We start from the raw sequence: 15,423 nt of genomic DNA, 5'->3' as shown, positions 1-15,423 counted from the left end.
AAACGACTCCTTTATTTCTTTTTCTTTTGAATATCTGTTAATATATCATTTATTTCTTTAATTTCTTTTTTTGATTCGTTAATCTTTTTGATAACCGCCTCACGGTTTTTTCCAGGCGGTAAGTCAATTGATTCTTGGTAGTAGTTTGCTAAAGCTTGAACTTTTTTCATTTTTTCGCTTTGCAACAAGGCTATATTTCTTTTCATTTAACCGCCTCCTCTTCCTTAGTATACATTACTTTGTAAGGAATTGCTTAATTTGCAAGATATTTTCTAATAAAAAGGAGTAATTTTACATTTTCTTATAAACAAAAAGTATTCGGCTGAGTAACAGCAGCAAACGACAAAATAATAGAATAAAAGATGAGACAGAAGTAGTTTACTTTTGTCTCATCTTTTATTATTGAGCTGAAATCGCTAAACCAATTGCTTTTTCCCCTAGGTGGGTCCCAATAACTGGACCAAAATGACCGATTTCAATTTCTGCATTTGGGTATAGCTTTTGTAATTTTGCTTGTTCTTTTTCAGCAACGATGCGGTTATTGGCATGAATCACGTACAGTTTAACTGGCGCTTCAATCCCTGCGTTTCGTTCACCAATAATCTTTTCTGCACGAGCAAAAGCTTTCTTTGTTGAACGGATTTTTTCAAATAATACAATCTTTCCATCTTCAAAAGTCAAGATAGGTTTAATCTTCAATAGCCCAGCGATCAAGGCTGCGCCATTCGTTAAGCGACCGCCACGAACTAAGTTGTTCAGATCTTCTACAATTAGATATGCATACGTATTATCACGAATTAAATCTAATTTGGCAAAAATTTCTTCTAAGCTGGCTTTTTCTTCTGTTAAATCTAAAGCAGCTTCTACCATGTGTCCCATTGGCATACTTGTAATTTTTGAGTCATATGGATACAAAGCAACGCCTGGGATTTCATCAGTAAGTCCGTGCAATGTATGAACAAAACCAGAGATTCCTGAAGAAAGATGAATGCTGATGATGGTGTCGTACCCTTGTTCAGCGATTGATTTGTAAAGCTCTAACACTTCTCCTAAAGCAGGTTGTGAAGTCGTCGGAAATTCTTTACTATTATTTAGCAATGCATAATATTCATCTGCTTCAATGTCAATGCCTTCGTTGTATATTTTTCCATCTAAAATGACTGGGATGGGAATTACAAAAAGATTCGGATGATCTTTAATGCGCTCGGGTAAATAAGCTGTACTATCTGTCACAATAGCAATTTTCATTTTGTAACCTCGTTTCACTAATTTTCCACGTTGTTTCTAATATAGCATAAAAAAGGATATTTTAAAATGCTTTCCTTATTCGTTCAGGAATTTTTCGATGGCGTCAGCATTTTTTTGTTCATCTACTTCTAAAATACTGCCTGCATAAGAGGATTCACCAAAATTCCAAGAATCTGGTACCGGAACCGATAATGACTCAACCCCTGCTTTTCCTTTAATCAACAATGATGGTCCGTTCGTTAACATGAAACTAACAGGCACATCTGTCGACATATAGCCGACTAATTTCCCAAGTGATTCTGGGGTTCTTAATAAAGTCATTGGGTTTTTCATTTGGCTCATTACAGCTGACATAACTTGTTGTTGGCGACGAACCCGACCAAAGTCGCCTTCTTCATCCATCCTAAAGCGAGCGTATTGAAGTAAGACATGTCCATCCATGACCTGTTGCCCTTTTTCAATATCAACGCCATCTAAATTCAGTGATTTTTCTGCATCGATTTTGACACCTTTTGGAAACATAGAGTCAACAATTTTTTCAAATGATTGGAAATCTACCTTAGCATAATATTTCGTATCTAAATTAAAGTTTTGTTTTAACGTTTCACGAACCAATTCAGCACCGCCATAAGCGTATGCGGCATTAATTTTATTCGGCCCGACACCAGGAATGTCCACGAATGTATCACGCATAAATGAAATTAATTTCGGTTTTTTTGATGGTCCATTTAGTTGGAGAACCATTATTGTGTCGGCTCGTCCAGCATCTTCTCCACGAGTATCGCTACCAAGAATTAAAATATTCTTAGCCCCGTTGCTACTTTTGACGCCATTAAATGTTTCTACTTTTTCTTGAGGCAACGAGTCATCATGTTCTGCTGCAGATTTTCCTTTTAAAAACATGACTGTACTATAGGCAAATAACAGAATCAATAGGATCACTAGCCATTTGAAAAAGCGTTTTGTTTTTGATTTTTTACTTTTCTTTTTTGGTTTCTTGTCTTTTTTTCCGCGGGGTGGTTGGTCAGAACCGTTGCCACCACCTGAATCTGTTTGATGTCGCCTCTCACTTCTGCGACTGTCCTCAGTATAGCTGTCTTCGTAAACTGGCTCTTGAAGGCTTTCAGCTAGTTCTTCTGGTTCTTCTTCTCTATGTTCACCCATTGATTTTCGGGGATTAAAGGTCTTTTTATGCTCTGCTGGTCTCGATTTTTCATGAATATGTTTATAACGATCTACACGACTCATCGTGTCACTCCTTTACCTCTGTGTTTTATCACCTTTCTTAGGATACCTCATTTCGCAGGAAATTCCTATTACAAATATGTAATTTAATAAAAAATGAAACTCACTTTATCTAATAAGTAAGCTTCATTTTCATTTTAACTCTTTAAAGTGTGGACAAAACATAGATCGGGTAATCCCCTAAAATTTTTATTTCTGCGCCAATGAGTTCCAGTTCTGTTAAGGCTGCTTCAATTAATTTTTCTGGTTGATCTTTCACTAAGTCCATTAAAAAGAAGTACTCTCCTAGCTTTGTTTTCAAAGGCCGCGATTCTATTTTACTAAGATTAATCCCTCGCCAACTAAACACGCTTAATGCTTTGTGTAAAGAGCCAGGAACATTACTTGGCATCGTAATCGCCAGCGTTATTTTTTTCTCAGATAGCGGGAAAGAAATCGCTAAATTTTCAGAACCAAGAACCCAAAATCGGGTTTGATTTACCGATAAATCTTGTATATTTTTTTCAACAATGGTCAAATCATACATTTCCGCAGAAAGTTTTGGTGCAATAGCTGCAAAAGGTAATTCTGGATGTTCTGCAATGTATTTGGCGGCGTAAGCTGTTGAAGGCGTTGCTTCTAAAATCGCTTCTGGAAAGTTTTTCGCTAGAAACATCTGCGATTGAGCTAATGCTTGCGGGTGTGATAAAATTTTCTGACTTTGTTGCCAGATCGATTGATTCTCTTTTGCCACCATTAATTGTTGTTGAATTGGTAAAACCAACTCTGCTTGGACAGGTAACTGCGCTTGATGATACAAATAATCTATCGATGCATTAACGGTTCCTTCAATCGTGTTTTCTATTGGGATAATGCTCCATGCCACTTCTTGCTGTTCAATTGCTTTCAAGCAAGCTGGAATCGATGCGTACGGTATCAATGTAGCATCAGGAAAAGCAGCCAACGTTGCACTGTACGTAAAGGAACCAATCGGGCCTAAATAACCAACTTTCATCGTTTCTCTACTCCTTTAATTGTTGCAGAATTTCATTGATAATTTCTTCTGGTGAGCGATTGGTCGTATCAATTGTCATCTTCGCACATTCTTCATAAAAATTTTTACGAGACTCAAATAAAGTAATGATTTCTTTTGAAGAACGTTCTATAGCTAAGGGGCGTTGGTTTTCAGTATCTTCTGCGATTCTTTTTAACAGCTCTTCTGGTGTCGCATGTAAATAAATCACTTGCTGAAAAGATTTTAATAAGCTACGATTTTCTGGTCCGACAACAATCCCGCCACCAGTTGAAAGGACGGCTGTATTTTTTGACAGCTCCTTTAAAAGTTGGGTTTCCTGTTCTCGGAAAGCTGCTTCACCATATTTTTCGAAATAGTCAGGAATTGAGCGTCCTATTTTTTCAATTAACGCTGTATCTAAATCAAGATGAGGCATCTTTAGTTTATTGGCCAAACTTTGGCCGATAGTTGTTTTACCCGCACCCATGAAACCAATTAAAACAATGCTTTCCATGGTTCGTTATCCTCCTTCGTTAACAACTTAAACGTTCTAAGTCGTCAAAAAATGCTGGATAAGAAACTGAAACTGCTTCAGCCTTATCTAATTCAACAGTGCCTTCTTTTACAAGTAATGCAGCAATTTGTAACATCATCCCGATACGATGATCCCCATAACTGGTAACTCTTCCACCATGTAAAGAAGTTGGTCCATGTATAATTAAGCCATCATCAGTAGGCGTGATGTCGGCGCCTAAAATTGTTAATTCTTTCGCTACTGCATCAATCCGATTGGTTTCTTTGACTTTCAATTCTTCTGCATCTCGAATGATTGTCGTGCCAGTAGCCTGAGTAGCTAACAAAGCAATAATCGGTAACTCATCAATTAAACGTGGGATAATAGCGCCACCAATCTCTGTAGCTGTTAATTGACTCGTTTTTACAAGTAAATCGCCAGAATGATTGGCCTCATCTTCATTTAAAATAGTGACGGAACCACCCATGTTTTTAATCACATCTAAAATACCTGTCCGCGTTTGATTTAAGCCAACATTTTTCAGAAGTATCTCGCTATCTGGGACTACTAAACCCGCAACTAAAAAGAAAGCTGCAGAAGAGATATCACCAGGAACTACCACATTTTGACCTGTTAATTGTTGCGGTCCAGTTAACATAATTTTTTTACCGTCTACTTCAAGTGTCCCACCAAATTGTCGAATCATCTCTTCTGTATGATCACGTGTCTTTTCTTTCTCAACCACTACAGAAGTGCCCTCGGCTTGCAAAGCGGCGAATAAAATAGCCGATTTCACTTGAGCACTCGCAACAGGCATTGTGTAGTCAATCGGTTGCAAATTTTGAGTCCCGCGAATAGAAATTGGCGGAAACTCCGTTTGCTGAACCCCTTGACATTCCGCTCCCATTTGGTTTAAAGGAAGCATCACACGATTCATCGGTCGTTTGGCAATAGACGCATCACCAGCTAGGCGCGTTTCAAAGGGACAGCCAGCTAAAATGCCCAGCATCAGACGAATTGTTGTCCCTGAATTTCCAACATCAATTGTATTCCTCGCCTTTTTTAAACCTGCAAATCCTTGCCCCTCAACGGTGATTGTCGTCCCGTCATCTTCAATGTTCACACCCAAAGAACGAAACGCCGCTAAGGTACTTAAACAATCTTCGCCTCTTAGAAAGTTTGTAATCGTCGTTTTTCCAGAAGAAATCGCTCCAAACATAATACTTCTATGGGAAATCGATTTGTCGCTAGGAACCATCAGAGTCCCTTGTAAATGTTTCACATTTGTACGTAGTTGCACCCTCATCACCTCTTATTTTTCATAACACGTATAGTTCGTTTTTTTAGATAAAATTTGTTTTGCAGCTTGGCAGTCTGGTTGATTTTTAAAAGACAATTGAAGAATCCCATAGATTTCTTCTCTCGTTTCTAAAATTTTAATATTTGTAAGAGAAAGGTCCGCTTCGCCTAAAATTTGCGTAATTTCAGCAATGATTCCTGGTTGATCTGGTACATCAACAAACAGATCATAGAAAGCTGGGATTGCGCCTTCTTTATGAATGGGCAACTGAGCACGTGTTTCTTTGGCCTTATCAAAAAAATTACGAATAGCTGGGGCATTTTTTTCTGTTAACCATTGGCAAACAGTAGTCATCTCTTTTTGCCAATTTTCTAGTAAGTCCAATAATACTAAGCGATTGCTTAATAAAATATCCGTCCACATCGTTGCATCAGAGGAAGCAATTCGAGTAATATCTCTAAATCCTCCAGCCGCTAGCTGCTGTGCTCTAGGGTAAGTGGTATTCAGTTGCTGACTTTCGTTCACTAAAGCTGCGGCAACAATATGTGGCAAGTGACTTAGAGCACCAGTAATTTCATCATGTTCCTGTGCAGACATCGTAATAAACTTCGCATGCGTTCCTTTTAGTAACGTTTGTAACTCCTGAATCTGTTTGTTTTTTTCGCCATGGTCATCGGTAAAAATATAGTAGGCATTTTCAAACAAACGTTCATCAGCGGCTGTTACGCCGGATTTATGTGAACCAGCCATTGGATGACCACCAATAAAATTTTTCATTTTAAGCTTTGTTGCTAACTGATTAATTTCCACCTTGGTACTACCCACATCTGTGATCAGAGCAGTTTCTGGTGATAATTGGTTTAATTCTTCTAGTTGTACTAAAGTTGCTTTAACTGGGGAACAAAGAAAAATAATCTCTGCTCGTCTTGCCCCACTTGTTAAAGATTCAGCTATCTCATCAATTAGACCCGTTTTCTTAGCAAATTCAGTTGACTCCGCTTGATTATCAAAACCGATAATCTCACTGTTTGGATGCCCTTTTTTGATACACAAAGCCAGTGAACTCCCAATTAGCCCTAATCCTACGATTAAAATACGTTTCTTCATTTTTTCCCTCCATATACTTGCGACTTTCTTCCATTAAAAGTTTTGAGTATATAGACGATAACGTTTCACTGCTTCTTTCATTTGTTCAAATGAGTCACTATCAAATTTTTCGAGCATAGCCTTCGCTACTTCCGTTGCAACAACGGCTTCACAAACAACGCTAGCGGCCGGTACCGCCGTGCTATCAGAGCGCTCAACGCTGGCCTTATAAGGCTCTTTTGTATCAATATTCACGCTTTGTAATGGTTTATAAAGGGTTGGAATAGGTTTCATGACACCACGAACGATGATTGGCATTCCGTTGGTCATTCCTCCTTCAAAACCGCCTAAATTGTTGGAAGTTCTGGTATAACCTGTACTTTCGTCCCAAACAATCTCGTCCATCACTTGACTACCAGGGCGTTGCGCCATTTCAAATCCAATGCCAAACTCAGCACCTTTAAAAGCATTGATGCTTACAACAGCTTGCGCAATTTTGGCATCTAGTTTACGATCCCATTGAACATAGCTACCTAAGCCAGCTGGAACGCCACCCACAAGTACTTCTACTACCCCACCAATTGTATCACCATTTTTCTTGGTTTGGTCAATTAGTTCTTTCATTTTTTCTTCTACGGAAGGATCTAATACGCGAACGGCAGATTGTTCAGATCGTTCTTGAATTTCACGAATCGTTAAATTTTCAGGAATCGTAGCTTCAATCCCACCTAATACCGCGACATGCCCAGCGACTTGGATATCCAGTTCAGCTAAGAGTTTTTTAGCAACCGCACCAATCGCCACACGCATCGTTGTTTCTCGTGCCGAAGACCGTTCTAAAACATTCCGTAAATCATCATGTTGATATTTCATGCCACCGACTAAATCAGCATGTCCTGGACGTGGTTTGCTGACGCGGCGGATTTTCTTTTGTTTTTCAGGAACTGGCTCTACTGACATCACGGAGGTCCAATTTTTCCAGTCTTTGTTTTCGACAATCAACGTTACTGGTGAGCCAAGTGTTTTACCATGCCGAATACCCGAAGTAATACGTACTTGGTCTTTTTCAATTTTCATCCGTCCCCCACGACCGTAACCGCCTTGACGTCTTGCTAATTCTCGGTTAATCTCTTCGCTACTTAAAGGCAAGCCGGCTGGTAAGCCTTCAATAATAGCAGTTAATTCAGGTCCATGTGATTCGCCTGCTGTAATAAAGCGCATCTTAAATTCCTCCTTCTCTGTTTAAAAATGCTCGAATTTCTTCCGTTGGTAAAGAGACAATTTTCGCTTGACCAATTTTTTCTAAGACAATGATTTTAATCTGTCCCCCACGTGTTTTTTTATCATGTGTAATTGCTTGATAGAGACGTTCTTCTGACCAACGATCTGTGGTTACTGGTAAATGGAACTTTTCTAGCATGGTGACCAACTCTTGGGTAGTCCCAAGTGGGGAAAGCCCTTGTTGTTCTGCGACTTGAGTTATTTGAATCATTCCTAAAGAAACGCCTTCACCGTGAGCAATCACCCCGTAACCAGCTGTATTTTCTAATGCGTGGCCGATCGTATGCCCAAAATTCAGAATCAAACGTAAGCCCAAATCTAATTCATCTTCTTCGACGACATCACGTTTAATCTTGCAACAGGCCGTGATAATTTCTTCTGCATGTGCCACTAAATCTTGTTCATTTTCCAAAGAGGATAAACGGTGCCACAATTCAACATCAGCGATAGCTGCTGATTTTACAATTTCTGCAATTCCTTCACGAACACGTCTAGGTTCTAATGTTTTAAGTGTATTAGGATCAATTAAAACCCCATCTGGTTGGGCAAAAGTACCGACAAGATTTTTGGCTTTTTTAGTATTAACCGCTGTTTTACCTCCAATGCTACTATCTACTTGTGCCAGTAAGGTTGTTGGTACTTGCAAAAAGTGAATACCGCGCATATAGGTTGAAGCGACAAATCCAGCTAGATCTCCTACAACGCCTCCACCTAGAGCAATTAGACCATCACTTCGAGTCAATTGCTGTTCCGCTAAAAAATCATAAAGCAGCTGAGCTGTTTCGAGGCTCTTACTTTGTTCACCTGCCGCTACAGCAATCAATGATGTTTCAAAACCAGCAGCTTGCAATTCTTTCTCAACAGCTGCGCCATATAATTTATTCACCGTTTCATCGGTAATAATCGCTATCCGTTGTGGCTGCCACAGGCTACGTACCCAGGTGCCAATTTTATCTAAGGCACTTGTTTTGATGGTTAAATCATATGAATGTGTAGGTAACGTTACGGTTAATTTCATGTCCACTACTCCTCTGTCTTTACTAATCTTCTAAAGCATTAATTTCTTTCATTGCTTTTTCGATGATATGAACTTCTTTCATCATACGTAGGTAAGTTTTTTCATTCAAGGATTGTGGCCCATCTGACCACGCATTCGCTGGGTCTGGGTGAATTTCTACAATCAAGCCGTCCGCACCTGAAGCAACACCTGCTCGGGCCATTGGCGGTACTAAATCCCAGATACCAACACCATGACTCGGATCAACAATAATTGGAAAATGACTTAATTTTTTAATTAAAGGCACCGCACTTAAATCAAGTGTATTGCGCGTAGCGGTTTCGTACGTACGAATCCCACGTTCAATGAAGATCACATTGAAATTTCCTTGCGCAGCAATGTATTCAGCTGCGTTTAGCCATTCATCAATCGTACCAGCAATCCCGCGTTTTAAGCCGATAGGTTTTCCAGTTTTACCAACCGCTTGTAATAACTTGAAATTTTGCATGTTGCGCGCACCGATTTGTAAAATGTCACTGTATTTTGCGACAAGTTCTAAATTCGCTTCATCCATCACTTCTGTAATGACTTGCATATCTAATTCATCAGCCGCTTGGCGAATGTATTTTAGTCCTTCTTCTTCTAGTCCTTGGAAAGCGTATGGCGACGTTCTAGGTTTGAATGCACCACCTCGTAAAATTGTTGCACCGCCAGCTTTAGCAATTCGCGCACATTCACGAATCTGATCTAAGCTTTCGATTGAACAAGGGCCCGCCATCATGGTCATACTGCCGTCACCAATTTTAACACCGTTCACATCAACCACTGTATTCTCTGGATGAAATAAACGACTCGTTAGTTTGTAAGACAACGAAATGCGGACACTTTTCTCCACGCCTTCTAATGCTGTTAACTCTGCTTCAACTAATTTTTCTGTATCACCAATCAAGCCTATCACTGTTTTTCCATTATCTTGACTTGTTTGAGTAGTTAAGCCTGCACCTGTTACTAAATCAATGACTTGTTTCATTTGCTTTTCGGTTGCATTTTCTTTCATAATTACGATCATTATATTCTCTCCTCATGCCTTTAAACGGCGCTCTTTTTATCTATTTTCAATTTTACGTTTTACGACTGATACAGGCATTTTTTGTCCTGTCCATTGTTCAAAAGCAGCAGCGCCTTGATAAAGTAGCATGTCCAAGCCGTTGCTTGTTTCTGCGCCACGTAAACGGGCTTCTTTTAATAACTGTGTTTCTCTGGGATTATAAATAGCATCATACACAAATAACTTCGGTTGAATCATTGCATAATTTTCTATAGGACTACTATGCGCATGTGGATGCATACCCACACTCGTTGCATTAACTAACAAGACGCTTTCAGCAACATCTTTTGCTAGTTTTTCAGTATCCGCTAAATCGTTTAAATGAATTACACAGTTGGTTCGTTCAGTGAAATTTGCCAGTTTTTTTTGACTGTCGTTAAACCCCGCGCTTTTCCTGTTGTAAACGGCGATTTCTTTCACGCCATCTAAAGCAGCTTGGGCAATGATTGATAAGGCTGCACCACCTGTTCCTAAGATGGTCATTTTATTCTGAAAAACGTCAACCTTTTTCTCTTTCAAACTCCACATAAAACCAGTACCATCCGTGCTGTCTCCGTAAAGTTTTCCATCTTTGTTGACAATCGTATTAATCGCGCCAACCAGTTGGGCGGTAGGACTTAGTTCATCCATATAACTTACAGCCGCCACTTTATTGGGCATTGATAAGTTGGCCCCTAACATGTGAAACGTTCGAATCGCTTCAATTGCTTGTGGCAGTGTCTCTTGTCCAACGTCAAACGCCAGATACCGAGCATCAACTCCTAAATTTTGAAATGCTGTATTATGAATCAACGGTGAAATACTGTGTCGGCTGGGTTTCGCGAATAGCCCAGCTAAACGAGTAGATCCAGTTATTTCTTTCATCCTGTGTGCTCCTTTACGAAATTTTTTTAGTAAGTTTCTGAAATCCTAATTTTTGGCCAAACAAAAAGGATATTCACAGTAAATTTTAAGAAAAATCTACAGTGAATACCCTACAAAAAAGCAATATAAAAGCCACTATAGATTTTCTTAAATCTACATGGCTGAAAGTCATCTTAAATTTCCCTAGCCATTATAGATACAAACGTTTGTTGTCTGTACCCATAATGTTATGAATACAAACCTATCTAAAATAGCTAAAGTAAAAGTTATTCAGTTGTGTATGGTTTTTCTTCGTTGTTGTCATAAGAATCACTCCAAAACTGATTTAATTAAGAATTGTTAATAGTATACCGCTAGAAAAAACATGTGTCAACACTTATTCGCTTATTTTTTCGACTATTCCATTAAAAACAATGTTATTTTATTCGTCAAAAGACTGAAAAAAGCCACAGAAACCAGTCATTTCACTGATTCCTGTGGAGCAAAAATTATTTTAATTCTTCAGCGTATACATCGTCAACTGTTTGTGTTGGGTCGATAACAATGTATAAGTTTTTAGTTTTTTCGCTGACTTTTGTAGATTGATAGATGTTATCCAAGCCCTCATCTGTTTTATCTTTGTAAGGGAAATAAACTAAATCTGGTGTGCCATTTTTGTAAAGAATTTCCATACGTTCGATATCTTCATATTTTAAAGCACGAGAGAACATCCCTAATTCTAAGCCACCTAAGTTAATATCGTGGGTTTGAACATGATCTCCTTCTTGGAAAATTTCAATTTTGAACCCTTCACATGGATGAATTTCAACAAATTCACTACCATGGATACGGCCAAAACTTGTTGTAATATGTTTGATCCATAAATCACCAATAAAACGACGATCAATCGTCCAAGTTTCACCATTTCTGAAATAAAATTTAAGTCCTGTCATTTCTCTAGCCATAGCACAAATCTCCTTACTTAAAAATAATTTCTTACATTATTAGTTTACCATACTTTTGATAAACGGTCACAAACTTTCGCTGTAGATTCTTAATATTTTGTTATTCTTTTTAAAAAAGAATCAATATCAACTACTGCACGTTGGTGAGAACCTTTGGCAATTTGTCGTTCTCCTTCATAAGCAACAAATTCATAGCGTATTTTGTGTGCAGTCTGTTCAATGCTGGTCATCGTAACAACGATTGTCGCCCCTACCGCGGATGGATATAAGTGGCGCAATTCTAACACCGTTCCGACAGTTGTTTCCCCAACTGATAATTGGTCCTTCACAGCTTCTTTGGCTGTTTGTTCAATCATGGCAGCTAAAGCAGGGGTTCCTAAAACTTCTAAGTCACCAGAACCGAGCATTTTAGCCGTTTGTGATTCTTTCACCAAGAATTCTTTTGTAAACATTTCTGTTGGCATTATGCTTTCTCTCCTTTTGAACGTTGTTTTTTGGCAAACGAAAGCAGAACTTCTTGTTTATTCTCTAAGCTACCTTCAACAACGTGTTGCTCGATTTCAGCAATCAGTTCCCCTAACCATTTGCCTGGTGTTTCTTCTAAGACGGCTAAAAGGTCTTTTCCTGTGATGGCCAATTCATGTCTTTGATGAATGGGTAATGCCTTAACTAACTCTTTTGTTACTTGTACTTGACTCTCTTGTTGGTAATAATATAAAAGCCTTTCAACAAGTACTGCTGATTCTTCGCCTAATTCATAAAGCATCATTGGCTGCCAGTCGTTACTCAAGCGAAAACGCAAACCGCGTACTAATTGTGAAACGTTTTGAATTAATTGATTTGAAAGTTTCCAAGCCTTTAAGAAGGAGCGAATTTCTGCTTCTGGTAAATTCAACGATTGGATAAGTAACGTCCACGCTTCTGCTTCTGTTTCAATTTGACGAGCAGGCAAGTCCATTAAACGAAAAAGTCCAGCCCCTTGTTCTCGTAATTTGGGACAATATTGATAGCATTCTGTTTCAATAAACGGAGCTAAGCCACCTTGTCGATTAACCCCTAAAAGCATTTTTACAAATTCAATTGTAATGCGTTCTACTGAAATTTTTTCCAATAAAGGATGAAATTCAGCGATAGCAGCTAAGGTTTTTTCTTCAATTTTAAAATCTAATTGGCTAGCAAAGCGTAAGCCCCGCATCATCCGCAGAGCATCTTCATGAAACCGCTCATGGGGATTACCGACTGCACGAATGGTTTGATTAGTTAAATCTTCGATACCATCAAATAAATCAATGATTTCGCCTGTGCTGTCAAGCGCCAAGGCATTAATCGTAAAATCTCGCCGTTTTAAGTCTTCTTTCAAGGAGCGAACAAAAGTGACTTCATCTGGTCGACGAAAGTCTTGATAAGTTGACTCGGTACGAAAGGTTGTTACTTCATACTGTTGTTCTTCCATCAATACAAGGACTGTACCATGTTCGATACCCACATCAACGGTTCGTTTAAAAATTTGCTTAATTTCTTCTGGATAGGCACTTGTCGCAATATCGACATCATGGATTGGTTTATTTAATAAAGCATCACGGACGCTGCCCCCGACAAAATACGCTTCAAAGCCCTGTGCATTGATTTCACGAATAACGGGAGCAGCTTCTTTAAATTCGTTTGGAATAGTTGTCAATTTCATAGCATCTGTTCCAATCCGTAAAGTAGTTCTGTTTTCTGTACCACTTGCCGACAAGCTAACGCCACTCCTGTCATGAATGAACGCCGATCATAAGAATCATGCCGAATAGTGAGCCCTTCACCTACACTGCCAAATTGGACTTGTTGGTGTGCCACTAAACCAGGTAAGCGGACACTATGGATTCGCAGACCCTCGAAATCAGCCCCGCGTGCCCCTGGTATTGATTCTACCTCTTGCGGATTCCCTTGTTTTTTTGCTGGCCGAACTTCTTGAATCATTTCTGCAGTTTTTATAGCCGTTCCACTCGGTGCATCCAATTTGTTATCATGATGTAATTCAATGATTTCCACATCTGGAAAATACTGCGCCGCTTTTTGGGCAAATTGCATCATTAAAACTGCCCCAATTGCAAAGTTTGGCGCAATTAAGCCGCCGATGGCTTTTTCTCGAGATAGGTTTGTCAATTCGTTGATTTGTTCTTCCGTAAAGCCTGTAGTCCCAACAACAGGCGCCATACCGTGTTCCAACGCAAAACGCGTATTTGGATAGGCGGCTTCAGGAACCGTAAAATCAATCCAAACATCTGGTTTGACAGCTAGGACTTCTTCTAAGCGCTGAAAAACGGGAATTGCTGTTTCATCATTGAAAGAAACAGTTTCTTGTGCTTCATGAGGATCATACACACCTACTAATTCAAAGTCTGCGGTTTCTAAGACCATTTGTGTAGCAGTACTGCCCATCCGTCCTTTAAACCCAGCGACAATTATTTTAATCATGTGTTTTCCCATCCTTTCTTTCAAAGCGATAGCGATCCCGCTTGTTAAATTTGGCCATATTTTCTTCAAAAACTTCGGTTAAATCAATCTCTAAAGAATTTGCCATGCTAATCAATACAAAAAAGACATCTCCAAGTTCCTCTGATACTGTCTTTGGTTTTTCGTCTGCTTTTTTCTGTTTTTCACCATAATAATGATTGACTTCACGGGCTAATTCTCCGACCTCTTCCGTCAAACGAGCCATTTGTCCTAATGGTGAAAAATAGCCTGTTTTAAACTGTTGAATATAATCATCAACTTCTGTTTGCATCGATTGCAAACTACGTTGTTCTGATTCTGACATTTTACCCCAACCTTTCTTACTCTACCTCCTACATCTTATCAAAAACTTGGCTATCTGGAAAGGTTCTACTTGTTGTTTTATATAGAGAATGATACAGTTTATACTGTAAAAGGACGTGATTAAATGGAAGAACAAAGATTTTATTTTAAAGATGTGTTATTTATTGTATTAGGAAGCTGTATCTATGCCTTTGGTTTGGTTACTTTCAATATTGCCAATGACCTGGCCGAAGGTGGTGTCACGGGGATTACTTTGATTTTAAGAGCCTTATTTCATTTTAACCCAGCATATACGACATTATTAATCAATATTCCGCTCTTATTAATTGGTGGTAAAATTTTAGGCAAACGTTCCCTCTATTATACGCTAATTGGTACCGTGTCGTTATCGGTATTTTTGTGGTTTTGGCAAAAATTTCCTGTTGAAATTAATTTATATCATGATTTATTGATTGCTGCTCTCTTAGCTGGTTTGGCCGCAGGATTCGGGAGTGGCCTTGTTTACCGCGTAGGCGGAACCACTGGTGGGACCGACGTCATTGCCCGCATTTTCGAAAAATACTTTGGGATTAGCATGGGCCGCTCGTTGTTACTTTTTGATGTTGCAGTCTTACTCCTCTCGTTGACCTATATTGATGTCAAACGAATGATGTATACTTTAATTGTGTCCTTTGTTTTCAGTCGTGTTGTTGATTCTGTACTCGATGGAGCCTATGCTGCGAAAGGAATTTTAATTGTTTCCAATCATTCCGAAGAAATCGGTCAAAGTTTAATGGCTTCTTTAGAACGTGGGGTAACATATTTAAATGGTGAAGGTGCTTATTCACAAGTGGAAAAACGGGTTCTCTACACGGTAGTCAGCCCTCGAGAAATAATGGAAGTCAAACGGATTGCTAATGAAATAGATGAAAAAGCCTTTGTGTCCATCATTAACGTACATGAAGCAATTGGCGAAGGCTTTACTTATGCAAAACCCAGCAAACAACGGCGCTTTAAATTAAAACAATAAATAAAACCCAGCATTTATTGAAAATGCTGGG

At 39.0% G+C, this 15,423-nt stretch carries 17 protein-coding genes; 1 reads left to right on the top strand and 16 read right to left on the bottom strand.

Annotated features, from left to right (window positions below):
* Window positions 1-11: 11 nt before the first annotated feature.
* The 16 genes from IGM04_RS06670 to IGM04_RS06595 form a co-directional block, all read right to left on the bottom strand.
* Complete coding sequence (locus tag IGM04_RS06670) at window positions 12-206, bottom strand: hypothetical protein (RefSeq protein WP_002357574.1); 195 nt, start codon at window positions 204-206, stop codon at window positions 12-14.
* A gap of 193 nt (window positions 207-399) precedes the next feature.
* Window positions 400-1,248, bottom strand: coding sequence for a DegV family protein (locus IGM04_RS06665; RefSeq protein WP_002382324.1), 849 nt, complete (start codon window positions 1,246-1,248; stop codon window positions 400-402).
* A gap of 75 nt (window positions 1,249-1,323) precedes the next feature.
* Entirely contained in the window at window positions 1,324-2,496 is a 1,173-nt protein-coding gene (locus tag IGM04_RS06660; protein WP_086317883.1) for an LCP family protein, read from the bottom strand.
* A 142-nt stretch (window positions 2,497-2,638) separates the two neighbouring features.
* The gene (pheA, locus tag IGM04_RS06655; RefSeq protein WP_002361812.1) at window positions 2,639-3,487 is read right to left on the bottom strand and encodes a prephenate dehydratase; all 849 of its coding nucleotides are present in this window, start codon (window positions 3,485-3,487) and stop codon (window positions 2,639-2,641) included.
* Window positions 3,488-3,494: 7 nt separating this feature from the next.
* Window positions 3,495-4,001 (bottom strand): shikimate kinase, encoded by a 507-nt coding sequence (locus tag IGM04_RS06650; RefSeq protein ID WP_002360319.1) that lies wholly within the window; start codon window positions 3,999-4,001, stop codon window positions 3,495-3,497.
* A gap of 19 nt (window positions 4,002-4,020) precedes the next feature.
* Window positions 4,021-5,307 carry a 3-phosphoshikimate 1-carboxyvinyltransferase gene (gene aroA, locus IGM04_RS06645; protein WP_002378283.1) on the bottom strand — a complete coding sequence of 429 codons (1,287 nt, stop codon included), beginning with the start codon at window positions 5,305-5,307 and terminating at the stop codon, window positions 4,021-4,023.
* Window positions 5,308-5,313: 6 nt separating this feature from the next.
* Window positions 5,314-6,408 (bottom strand): prephenate dehydrogenase, encoded by a 1,095-nt coding sequence (locus IGM04_RS06640; RefSeq protein ID WP_086317882.1) that lies wholly within the window; start codon window positions 6,406-6,408, stop codon window positions 5,314-5,316.
* 33 nt (window positions 6,409-6,441) lie between these two features.
* Window positions 6,442-7,608: a chorismate synthase gene (gene aroC, locus IGM04_RS06635; RefSeq protein WP_002357582.1), complete on the bottom strand. Its 1,167-nt coding sequence runs from the start codon at window positions 7,606-7,608 to the stop codon at window positions 6,442-6,444.
* Between the two features lies 1 nt (window position 7,609).
* Window positions 7,610-8,686 (bottom strand): 3-dehydroquinate synthase, encoded by a 1,077-nt coding sequence (gene aroB, locus IGM04_RS06630; protein WP_086317881.1) that lies wholly within the window; start codon window positions 8,684-8,686, stop codon window positions 7,610-7,612.
* Window positions 8,687-8,708: 22 nt separating this feature from the next.
* Window positions 8,709-9,734, bottom strand: a complete 1,026-nt coding sequence (gene aroF, locus IGM04_RS06625; protein ID WP_002363948.1) for a 3-deoxy-7-phosphoheptulonate synthase — start codon at window positions 9,732-9,734, stop codon at window positions 8,709-8,711.
* 36 nt (window positions 9,735-9,770) lie between these two features.
* A complete protein-coding gene (aroE, locus tag IGM04_RS06620; RefSeq protein ID WP_086317880.1) occupies window positions 9,771-10,637 on the bottom strand; it encodes a shikimate dehydrogenase in 867 nt (288 codons plus the stop codon).
* Between the two features lie 488 nt (window positions 10,638-11,125).
* Window positions 11,126-11,581, bottom strand: coding sequence for a hypothetical protein (locus tag IGM04_RS06615; RefSeq protein ID WP_002357586.1), 456 nt, complete (start codon window positions 11,579-11,581; stop codon window positions 11,126-11,128).
* 89 nt (window positions 11,582-11,670) lie between these two features.
* Window positions 11,671-12,045: a thioesterase family protein gene (locus IGM04_RS06610; protein WP_086317879.1), complete on the bottom strand. Its 375-nt coding sequence runs from the start codon at window positions 12,043-12,045 to the stop codon at window positions 11,671-11,673.
* A complete protein-coding gene (locus IGM04_RS06605) occupies window positions 12,045-13,265 on the bottom strand; it encodes a CCA tRNA nucleotidyltransferase (protein ID WP_086317878.1) in 1,221 nt (406 codons plus the stop codon). The genes IGM04_RS06610 and IGM04_RS06605 overlap by 1 nt, the downstream gene beginning before the upstream one ends.
* Window positions 13,262-14,041 (bottom strand): 4-hydroxy-tetrahydrodipicolinate reductase, encoded by a 780-nt coding sequence (gene dapB, locus IGM04_RS06600; protein ID WP_086317877.1) that lies wholly within the window; start codon window positions 14,039-14,041, stop codon window positions 13,262-13,264. Before dapB ends, IGM04_RS06605 begins: the two co-directional genes overlap by 4 nt.
* On the bottom strand, window positions 14,034-14,384 hold the full coding sequence (locus IGM04_RS06595; RefSeq protein WP_002363944.1) for a nucleotide pyrophosphohydrolase: 351 nt from the start codon (window positions 14,382-14,384) through the stop codon (window positions 14,034-14,036). The genes dapB and IGM04_RS06595 overlap by 8 nt, the downstream gene beginning before the upstream one ends.
* 123 nt (window positions 14,385-14,507) lie before the next feature.
* On the opposite strand from IGM04_RS06595, the gene IGM04_RS06590 reads away from it, so the two are divergent.
* Window positions 14,508-15,392 carry a YitT family protein gene (locus tag IGM04_RS06590; RefSeq protein WP_086317876.1) on the top strand — a complete coding sequence of 295 codons (885 nt, stop codon included), beginning with the start codon at window positions 14,508-14,510 and terminating at the stop codon, window positions 15,390-15,392.
* Window positions 15,393-15,423: the final 31 nt, after the last annotated feature.

Source organism: Enterococcus sp. DIV2385 (assembly GCF_051711925.1).
GTDB lineage: Bacteria > Bacillota > Bacilli > Lactobacillales > Enterococcaceae > Enterococcus > Enterococcus faecalis.
Note: the sequence above shows the minus strand (reverse complement) of the source record. Positions and strands in the feature narration are given on the sequence as shown.

Excerpts from the sequence above, each read along its gene's own strand:
- IGM04_RS06670 (WP_002357574.1), bottom strand. The coding sequence starts at position 206 with ATGAAAAGAAATATAGCCTTGTTGCAAAGCGAAAAAATGAAAAAAGTT.
- IGM04_RS06665 (WP_002382324.1), bottom strand. The coding sequence starts at position 1,248 with ATGAAAATTGCTATTGTGACAGATAGTACAGCTTATTTACCCGAGCGC.
- IGM04_RS06660 (WP_086317883.1), bottom strand. The coding sequence starts at position 2,496 with ATGAGTCGTGTAGATCGTTATAAACATATTCATGAAAAATCGAGACCA.
- pheA (WP_002361812.1), bottom strand. The coding sequence starts at position 3,487 with ATGAAAGTTGGTTATTTAGGCCCGATTGGTTCCTTTACGTACAGTGCA.
- IGM04_RS06650 (WP_002360319.1), bottom strand. The coding sequence starts at position 4,001 with ATGGAAAGCATTGTTTTAATTGGTTTCATGGGTGCGGGTAAAACAACT.
- aroA (WP_002378283.1), bottom strand. The coding sequence starts at position 5,307 with ATGAGGGTGCAACTACGTACAAATGTGAAACATTTACAAGGGACTCTG.
- IGM04_RS06640 (WP_086317882.1), bottom strand. The coding sequence starts at position 6,408 with ATGAAGAAACGTATTTTAATCGTAGGATTAGGGCTAATTGGGAGTTCA.
- aroC (WP_002357582.1), bottom strand. The coding sequence starts at position 7,608 with ATGCGCTTTATTACAGCAGGCGAATCACATGGACCTGAATTAACTGCT.
- aroB (WP_086317881.1), bottom strand. The coding sequence starts at position 8,686 with ATGAAATTAACCGTAACGTTACCTACACATTCATATGATTTAACCATC.
- aroF (WP_002363948.1), bottom strand. The coding sequence starts at position 9,734 with ATGATCGTAATTATGAAAGAAAATGCAACCGAAAAGCAAATGAAACAA.
- aroE (WP_086317880.1), bottom strand. The coding sequence starts at position 10,637 with ATGAAAGAAATAACTGGATCTACTCGTTTAGCTGGGCTATTCGCGAAA.
- IGM04_RS06615 (WP_002357586.1), bottom strand. The coding sequence starts at position 11,581 with ATGGCTAGAGAAATGACAGGACTTAAATTTTATTTCAGAAATGGTGAA.
- IGM04_RS06610 (WP_086317879.1), bottom strand. The coding sequence starts at position 12,045 with ATGCCAACAGAAATGTTTACAAAAGAATTCTTGGTGAAAGAATCACAA.
- IGM04_RS06605 (WP_086317878.1), bottom strand. The coding sequence starts at position 13,265 with ATGAAATTGACAACTATTCCAAACGAATTTAAAGAAGCTGCTCCCGTT.
- dapB (WP_086317877.1), bottom strand. The coding sequence starts at position 14,041 with ATGATTAAAATAATTGTCGCTGGGTTTAAAGGACGGATGGGCAGTACT.
- IGM04_RS06595 (WP_002363944.1), bottom strand. The coding sequence starts at position 14,384 with ATGTCAGAATCAGAACAACGTAGTTTGCAATCGATGCAAACAGAAGTT.
- IGM04_RS06590 (WP_086317876.1), top strand. The coding sequence starts at position 14,508 with ATGGAAGAACAAAGATTTTATTTTAAAGATGTGTTATTTATTGTATTA.